At 65.9% G+C, this 8,492-nt stretch carries 5 protein-coding genes and 1 pseudogene; 5 read left to right on the forward strand and 1 reads right to left on the reverse strand.

The window, feature by feature from the left end:
- Positions 1-373: 373 nt before the first annotated feature.
- The 5 genes and pseudogenes from AC066S_RS38125 (at position 374) to AC066S_RS38145 (ending at position 7,283) form a co-directional block, all read left to right on the forward strand.
- Entirely contained in the window at positions 374-1,237 is an 864-nt protein-coding gene (locus AC066S_RS38125; RefSeq protein WP_478271878.1) for a DUF3108 domain-containing protein, read from the forward strand.
- A 704-nt stretch (positions 1,238-1,941) separates the two neighbouring features.
- Entirely contained in the window at positions 1,942-5,364 is a 3,423-nt protein-coding gene (locus tag AC066S_RS38130) for a helicase-related protein (RefSeq protein ID WP_478271879.1), read from the forward strand.
- A gap of 10 nt (positions 5,365-5,374) precedes the next feature.
- Positions 5,375-5,638 (forward strand): annotated as a pseudogene (locus AC066S_RS38135) (RNA-binding S4 domain-containing protein); the annotation flags it as partial.
- A 132-nt stretch (positions 5,639-5,770) separates the two neighbouring features.
- The gene (gene fdxA, locus AC066S_RS38140; RefSeq protein ID WP_126260958.1) at positions 5,771-6,109 is read left to right on the forward strand and encodes a ferredoxin FdxA; all 339 of its coding nucleotides are present in this window, start codon (positions 5,771-5,773) and stop codon (positions 6,107-6,109) included.
- Between the two features lie 343 nt (positions 6,110-6,452).
- Positions 6,453-7,283: a CarD family transcriptional regulator gene (locus AC066S_RS38145; RefSeq protein WP_164719005.1), complete on the forward strand. Its 831-nt coding sequence runs from the start codon at positions 6,453-6,455 to the stop codon at positions 7,281-7,283.
- Between the two features lie 92 nt (positions 7,284-7,375).
- Here the strand turns inward: AC066S_RS38145 and AC066S_RS38150 are convergent.
- Positions 7,376-8,492, reverse strand: a 1,117-nt coding sequence (locus AC066S_RS38150; protein ID WP_478271880.1) for an adenylate/guanylate cyclase domain-containing protein, incomplete at its 5' end; no start/stop codon positions are given.

The following is an 8,492-nucleotide window of genomic DNA, read 5'->3' on the forward strand; positions in this document are numbered from 1 at the left end:
GTCAAGGTTTTGGGCGGGGATTCCTGCCCTGCGCTTTGCCCCACGCGAGGTGTCATCGCCCGCCCTAGTGCGCAATTGCGCACGGGGGCGGGCGATCCAGTACTCCGAGGCGGCGCGGCCAGAGTCGAGGGGCCGCGGCGTACTGGATGCCCCGCCTTCGCGGGGCATGACAGTGGAATATGGGGAGAGAGGGTTACCGTCCGATCACCAAAACGGCAATGTTTGTCGCGCCTTACCATCATATAAAGGGCGTATTCGCGCTTGAAGAGTCCGGTGGAGTTCCCGGTTTGATAGGCCCGGACACATTGTTTGCCGCGGTTTTTGGCTTAAGTAACAGCGCATCGCGGCCCGATTGGATTGTTTCGTGCTCATAATGCCCTTTTCTGCGCCCATATCGCGCTCCCTGCGGCCGCGCCTGGCCGGCTGGCTGGCGGCGTTTTGCGGCTTAGGCGTGGTGTGGGGCGCGGTGCCCGCGGCGGCGCAGGGCAAGCTCGAGGCGCAATATGAGGCCTCGCTGTCAGGCATTCCGGTCGGCAAGGGCGGCTGGAACATCGATATCCAGGACGACGTGTTTTCGGCCGCCGCCGCCGGCGGCACCACGGGCCTGCTGAAGTCGTTCACCGGCGGCTCCGGCACCGGCGCCTCGCAGGGGCGCGTCGTCAATGGCGCGCTGGTTGCGACCGGCTACCAGGCCTCCACCACCACGCAGAAGAAGACCGAAGAGATCCGCATCACGCTCGACAAGGGCAATGTGAAGGATTTTGCGATTTCACCGGAGCCGCCAGTCGATCCCGATCGCATCGTCGTCACCGACGCCCATCGCCGCGGCGTCTGGGACCCCATGACGGCCTCGCTGCTGCGCGTGCCCGGCAATGGCGATCCGGTTACGCCGGAGGCCTGCCACAACTCGGCCCCGGTGTTCGACGGCCGCATGCGCTACGACCTCAAGCTCGATTTCAAGCGCATGGAGACCGTGAAGGCGGAAAAGGGCTATCGCGGCCCCGTCGTGGTCTGCTCGCTCTATTTCGTGCCCGTCGCGGGCTACATCCCCGACCGCCCCGTGATCAAATACCTCGCCGCCCAGCGCAACATCGAGATCGCCTTCGCTCCGGTGGCGGGCACCCGCATCCTGGTGCCGTTCTGGCTGAAAGTGCCGACGCCGCTCGGGCCGGCCATGCTGGAAGCGACGAGCTTCATCACCACCGCCCAGCCGCCGAGGGTGGCGAAGACGCAGTAGCGGCTACCCACCGCCGTCATTCCGGGGCGCGCCTCTTCGCGAGCCCGGAATCCATCGCGCGACCGTCTCTGCGGTCCGATGGATTCCGGGTTCGCGACTGCGTCGCGCCCCGGAATGACGGGAGCATTTTGCTGAAATAAAACCTCATGATTTCAATCACATCCCTACTGTGCATGGGGTTGTTTTCGCCAAAATGAGTTGGGGAGGCATGCCCGCCGGGAATCCATTTGACTCCTCCCCGATTCTGATTCGACTCCGCGCCGTCCCCAACTTAAGGCTTTCCGCCCTCGAAACGTCACTTGTACGGCGGCCGAAAACTCCATCTAGTCGTCGCCGACAAGACTCCCGCGACATGTTGCGTGAACGGAACGGGACTCAATCTGGAGTCAGCGATTCGGCCGCGATTCGTTCTAGAGTCGTTCCGAAGCTTAAGACCGACAGGAAAAGCGTCGCAAAGTGAGACAGTTGCGGGAGGTTTGGGGAGGGTGTGTCCACGCCTTCGGTGTGCCCCTCACCCTGAGGAGGCCGCCCCAGCGGCCGTCTCGAAGGGCGAGGGGCTTGGCTTGCCCGGCGGCAGCAGCGGGGCCTTCATCCTTCGAGACGCGCTGACGCGCTCCTCAGGATGAGGAGCAAGGACCAATCCCGCCCCCGCCCCAATCCGGCACTGACATTCGCCCAAATCGCCACTACCTAATCCCTCAGACATGGCTTTTTCCTCCTCCCCCTTCGCTTCCGAGCGCGCAGCGTCCGATCGCGTGCCTGGCGCTGGCGTCACTGCGGTGCTCGGGCCGACCAACACCGGCAAGACCCATCTCGCCATCGAGCGGATGCTCGCGCATCCCTCGGGCATGATCGGCCTGCCGCTGCGCCTGCTCGCGCGCGAGGTCTACAACAAGATCGCCGCAAGGCTCGGCAGCGAGGCGGTCGCGCTCGTCACCGGCGAGGAGAAGATCAAGCCGAAGAACCCGCGCTATTGGGTCTCGACCGTCGAAGCGATGCCGCGCGACCTCGATCTCTCCTTCCTCGCGGTCGACGAGGTGCAGATCGCCTCCGATCTCGAGCGCGGCCACGTCTTCACCGATCGCATCCTCAACCGCCGCGGCCGCGACGAGACGCTGCTGCTGGGCGCTGCCACCATGCGCCCGATCATCGAGCGGTTGTTGCCCGGCGTCTCCATGATCACGCGGCCGCGGCTGTCGCAGCTGGAGTTCGCCGGCGACCGCAAGATCACGCGCCAGCCGCGCCGCACCGCCATCGTCGCGTTCTCGGCGGATGAAGTCTACGCCATCGCCGAGCTGATCCGCCGCCAGCATGGCGGCGCTGCTGTTGTTCTGGGCTCGCTCTCGCCGCGCACGCGCAACGCGCAGGTCGAGATGTTCCAGAACGGCGACGTCGATTATCTCGTCGCCACCGACGCGGTCGGCATGGGCCTCAATCTCGACGTCGACCACGTCGCCTTTGCCTCCGACCGCAAGTTCGACGGCTATCAGTTCCGCCGGCTGACGCCGTCCGAATTCGCGCAGATCGCCGGCCGCGCCGGCCGCGCCACCCGCAACGGCACGTTCGGCACCACGGGGCGCTGCGCGCCGTTCGAGCCCGAGCTCGTCAACGCGCTGCAGAACCACACCTTCGATGCCGTGAAGATGCTGCAATGGCGCAATTCGAAGCTGGATTTCTCCTCGCTCGGCGCGCTGCAGGTGTCGCTCAATCTCGCCCCCGGCCATGAGGCGCTGACGCGCGCGCCGATCGCCGAGGACATGCGCGTGCTCGACCATGCCGCCCGCGACGTCGAGGTGCGCGATATCGCGCATGGCAAGATCGCGGTGGAACGGCTGTGGGAGGCCTGCCAGGTCCCCGACTACCGGAAACTGTCGCCGGCCGCCCATGCCGAGCTGGTGACGACGCTTTACGGCTTCCTGATGCGGAAGGGCTGCATTCCCGACGCCTGGTATGAAGCCCAGGTCACCCAGGCCGACCGCATCGACGGCGATATCGACACGCTGTCGGCCCGGATCGCGCAGATTCGCACCTGGACCTTCGTCGCCAACCGCCCGGATTGGCTGAAAGACCCCGATCGCTGGCAGGGAATCACGCGGGAAGTCGAAAATAAATTATCGGATGCGCTCCATGAACGCTTGACTGAGCGTTTCGTTGATCGCCGGACCAGTGTATTGATGCGCCGCCTGCGGGAGAACACGAGCTTGAATACTGAAATCGGCAAGACCGGCGAAGTCATCGTCGAAGGCCATGTCATCGGCCGCCTCGACGGCTTCACCTTTGCCCCGGATGCGGCGGAAGCAGGCTCCGATGCGAAAGCCTTGCAGGCTGCAGCGCAAGCGGTGCTCGCCGGCGAGATCAACACGCGCGCCGAACGGCTCGGCAACGCGCCGGACGATCAGTTCGTGCTGACCTCGGAAGGCATCATCCGCTGGACCGGCGATGCCGTGGCGCGGCTGTCTGCCGCAGAGGACGCGCTGCATCCGCGCATCCGCATCATCTCCGACGAGCGCCTGACCGGCGCCCCCCGCGACAAGGTGCAGGCGCGGCTCGAGCTCTGGCTCAAGACCCATATCGAAAAGCTGCTCGGGCCGATGTTCGACCTCTCCAAGGCCGAGGACGTCACCGGCATCGCCCGCGGCATCGCCTTTCAGCTCGTCGAGGCCCTCGGCGTGCTCGAGCGCCCGAAGATCGCGAGCGAGCTGAAGGACCTCGACCAGTCCTCGCGTGCGGTGCTGCGCAAGTACGGCGTCCGTTTCGGCGCCTATCACATCTATTTCCCCGGCCTGCTCAAGCCCGCCGCGCGCGCGCTCGCGGCGCTGCTCTGGGCGCTGAAGCAGGACAATGTCGATCTGTCCTCGCTGTCGGGCGCGCAGCATCTGGCCTCCTCGGGGCGCACCTCGTTCCCGGTCGACAAGGCGCTGCCGCGCGATGCCTATCGCGTGCTCGGCTACAAGCAGGCCGGCGAGCGCGCCGTGCGCGTCGACATTTTGGAGCGTCTGGCCGATCTGATCCGCCCGGCGCTGGCCTGGCGCGAGAACGCGTCCGGCGAGAAGCCGGCCGGCGCCTTCGACGGCCGCAGCTTCGTCGTCACGCAGGCGATGACCTCGCTCACCGGATCCGCCGGCGAAGATTTCGCCTCGGTGCTGCGCGCTCTCGGCTATCGCATGGAGAAGCGTCCGCCGCTGCCGCCAAAGCCCGTCGTGGCCGAGCAGGTCGTGACCGAAACGGTCGCGGCAGAGACGCCGCCGGTCGAAGGCAGCGCCGAGAGCTCGACCGAGACCGCATCGGAGGCTGTTGCCGGCCTGCCCGAGGCGCCGGCCGTATCCACCGAAACCGCCGCTGAAACCGTCACCGTCGAAGATGCTCCCGGCATCGAGCCGCAGGACGAGCAGGCCCACGACGCCGAGCAGGCGCCGGAAGCCTCCGCCGAGGCGCCCGTCACGCCCGAAGACGCCCCCGGCATCGCGCCGCCGGCGGAAGAGCCCGCCGCGTCCCCGGAGGCCGCCGGCCTCGAGGCTGCTGCCGCCGAGGCCGCCGCAACCGAAGCCGCTGCATCGCCCGACGCTGCCGCGCCTGAGGCCGCGGCCACGTCCGCCGAGCCCGAGCTGGTCGAAGTCTGGCGTCCCGGCGGCCGTCACGAGGATCGCAAGCCGCGCCACGAGCGCCACCGGCACCAGCGTCACCATCAGCCGCGTCCGCAGGCCGGTGCCGAGGCCGGCGCAGCGAGCGCTGCGCCCGGCGAAGCCGCCGAAGGCGCGAAGCCGGGCCAGCGTCACGGCGGCCATCGCAGGGACGGCGGCAGAGACTTCCGCAAGCCGCGCGAAGGCGGCGGCGAAGGCGCGCCGCGTCCCGAGGGGCGTGACGACAAGAGCCGCCGCTTCGAGGGCAAGGATCGCGACAACAAGGATCGCGATCGAAACAAGGGCAAGTTCGGCGGCGACCGCGACAAGGGCCGCGACAACCGTGGCCGCGACCGCGACAAGGGCCGCGATCGCCAGGGCGGCCCGTCGCTGCGCCCTTATGCCTCGAGCGCGAACCCGCGCGAGCGCGATCGGCCCGTTGATCCGAACTCGCCGTTCGCCAAGCTCGCCGCGCTGAAAGAACAGCTGTCCGGCCGCAAGGAGTGATCCCACGACCGAGCGGCAGCGCCTCGACAAATGGCTGTGGCACGCGCGGGTGGTGAAGGCGCGCAGCTCCGCGGCCGAGCTCGTCGTCAGCGGGCATGTCCGCATCAACGGCACCCGCGAGACCTCGCCGGGGCATGCGGTCAAGGTCGGCGACGTGCTCACCATCGCGCTCGACCGCACGGTGCGCGTGTTGAGAGTGACAAGCTTTAGCGAACGCCGCGGCGATGCGGCCTCGGCACGGGTGCTCTACGAGGAGCTCGGGATGCGCAATTAATTGCGCGTCTTATTCATTTCTTGGTCGATCAAACACGCAAAGCCGTCATGATCGGGCCTTCCCGACCTTGCGGCGCCGGGCCATCCGCGCTAGGCAAGCCGCGACTTCTAAAAGAGCTTTTCGGAGCGTTGGATGACTTACGTCGTCACTGAAAACTGCATCAAGTGCAAGTACACCGACTGCGTCGAGGTCTGCCCGGTCGACTGCTTCTACGAGGGTGACAACATGCTGGTCATCCACCCGGACGAATGCATCGATTGCGGCGTGTGCGAGCCGGAATGCCCCGCCGACGCCATCAAGCCGGATACGGAACCGGGCCTGGAAAAGTGGCTCCAGGTCAACGCCGACTACGCCAAGAGCTGGCCGAACATCACCCAGAAGAAGGAATCACCTGGCGACGCCAAGGAATTCGACGGCATGGAAGGCAAGTTCGAGAAATATTTTTCCCCGAACCCCGGCTCCGGCGACTAAATCGGGCTCAAACTTAACCCTAATAGCGGCGCCGACGCCGAAAACCAGCCCTGAAGACCCCTAAATCATTGATTTTTGCGGGAAATGTGCTATATTGGGCACATTAAGCCGAACCCCGTCAGCCCCCTTGGCCCCTCTGGGTTCCCGTGAAACCAATGTCGAACAGGGGCGTGGCAGTTTCCGCGCGCAGGCTGTGTCACAGAAAACGCGTAAAAAGAGTACTTCAGCGAGGGCTTCCCATAAGGAGGCCAAAAAAGTCGCCGCGGCCAGCCGTAGCGCATCCAAGGGTCGGACCGCGACGAAGGCGCCGGCTGCAAAGTCCTCGAAGAACAAAAGAAGCGCAATGCCTAACAAGACTGCCAAACCGGCCGCGAAAGCGACCGCTGCCAAGCCTGCTGCCAAGTCTGTGACTGCAAAGCCTGGGACTGCCAAGCCTGCTGCCGTCAAGGCCCCCGCTGCCAAGCCCGCCGCGCCGAAGGCTCCCGTTGCTGCTGCGCCTGCCAAGGCTCCCGTCGCTGCCAAGCCGGCCGCCAAGCCCGCTGCTGCGCCGAAGGTCGAGGAAAAGAAGGTCGTGACCCAGCGCCAGGGCTTCAAGGCCAACGAATTCGTGGTCTATCCCGCTCACGGCGTCGGCCAGATCCTGGCCATCGAGGAGCAGGAGATCGCCGGTGCGAAGCTCGAGCTGTTCGTCATCAACTTCATCAAGGACAAGATGACGCTGCGCGTGCCGACCGCCAAGGTCGCCAATGTCGGCATGCGCAAGCTGTCCGAGCCGGCGCTGGTGAAGAAGGCGCTGGAGACGCTCAAGGGCCGCGCCCGTGTCAAGCGCACCATGTGGTCGCGCCGCGCCCAGGAATACGAAGCGAAGATCAATTCGGGCGACATCGTCGCGATCGCGGAAGTCGTGCGCGACCTCTATCGCTCGGAATCGCAGCCGGAGCAGTCCTACTCCGAACGCCAGCTCTATGAAGCGGCGCTCGATCGCCTGTCCCGCGAGATCGCGGTGGTGCAGCACTCGACCGAGACCGAAGCGGTCAAGGAAATCGAGGCCCAGCTCGCCAAGAGCCCGCGCCGCAACGCCAAGGCGGAAGCCGCCGAGGGCGAAGCCGATGCCGAGGGCGATACCGACGATACCGATGGCGACGACACCACCGTCGCCGACGAGGCCGCGTAAGCCGCTTCGTATCGAGCGCAAGCGATCAAAAGCCCGGCCGTTCGGCCGGGTTTTTTTTGCTTGGCGTCCTGACGCAGCGGGGGAGTTCGGCTCTACGCGCCGCGCGGCTGGGTCCAAATCGAGATCGGCTGCTGAATACCGCGGACCGCCCGCGGCTCTCGCGCTTCCAATGACTGAAGCGTTGCGGCTGCGTCGCCAAGCTCGGCCTTCGCCTGGCTGACGAGGTCGTCACTTGCCACCAGCGCGCAATCGAAGGTGCGGGTCAAGGCTTCGAGACGGCTTGCCACGTTGACGGTCGCGCCGATCACCGCGAATTCCAGACAGGTCTGTCCGATGTCGCCGAGCACCACCGGCCCGTAATGCAAGCCAAAGCTCACATGAAGAGGTGGCTCGCCTGACGCTGCCCGCCGATCGTTCCAACCGTCCGCCGCCGCGATCATTGCCTGCGCACATCGCAGCGCGTTGCTGGCGTCGTGCTCGCCCGCGAAGGGTGTGCCGAACGTCGCCATCAATCCGTCCCCGAGATATTTGTCGAGCGTGCCGCTATGGCGGAAGACCTCCTGCTCCATCAATCCGTGGAATTCCCGCAACGTCCGCACAACCTCCTGCGGCGAGCGCGCATCGGCAAAGGTCGTGAAGCCGACGATGTCGACGAACAGCACCGCGACGTGTTGCGTGCGCACCTGCTTCAACGGCTCGTCCTGCTTCGACAATTCCGCCACGACATTGGGCGAGAAGTAGCGTGCGAGGTTGCCGCGCTCGCGCTCCACCGCGGCATGCCGGACCAAGAGGTCGTTGCTGCGGCGGACCGCGAGCGCCAAGGTCATGGCCACGATCATGAATACGACGATCTCCTGGATGCGAACGTGGAACACGATCGCGTTGGGCGAGATCATCGTCAACAAGTGCTGATCGCTGCCTGCTGCGGCTGCGATGCGGGCCGTCAGCGCGGGATCGCGATCGGGTTGCCACCAGACCCAGGCCATGCCGATCATCCAGAGCGCAGCCGTCCACACGCCGACCGCAATCACGGTTCGCCAAGTATAGGCCAGGGTGGCGCCTGCGAGCAGTACGAAGAAATAGATGAAGTTGCCGAAATGGTACTGCATCGCGACCGGCCAGTGCGAGGCTCCGAACGGATTGGGAACCACGATGAGGCACGTGAGCAGCGCCAAGTCGCAAAACAGGAGTGCCAATTCCGGCCATGAC

The organism is Bradyrhizobium sp. CFUWI, from assembly GCF_056429085.1.

Coding starts and splice junctions, on each gene's coding strand:
- AC066S_RS38125 (WP_478271878.1), top strand. CDS start 374: ATGCCCTTTTCTGCGCCCATATCGCGCTCCCTGCGGCCGCGCCTGGCC.
- AC066S_RS38130 (WP_478271879.1), top strand. CDS start 1,942: ATGGCTTTTTCCTCCTCCCCCTTCGCTTCCGAGCGCGCAGCGTCCGAT.
- fdxA (WP_126260958.1), top strand. CDS start 5,771: ATGACTTACGTCGTCACTGAAAACTGCATCAAGTGCAAGTACACCGAC.
- AC066S_RS38145 (WP_164719005.1), top strand. CDS start 6,453: ATGCCTAACAAGACTGCCAAACCGGCCGCGAAAGCGACCGCTGCCAAG.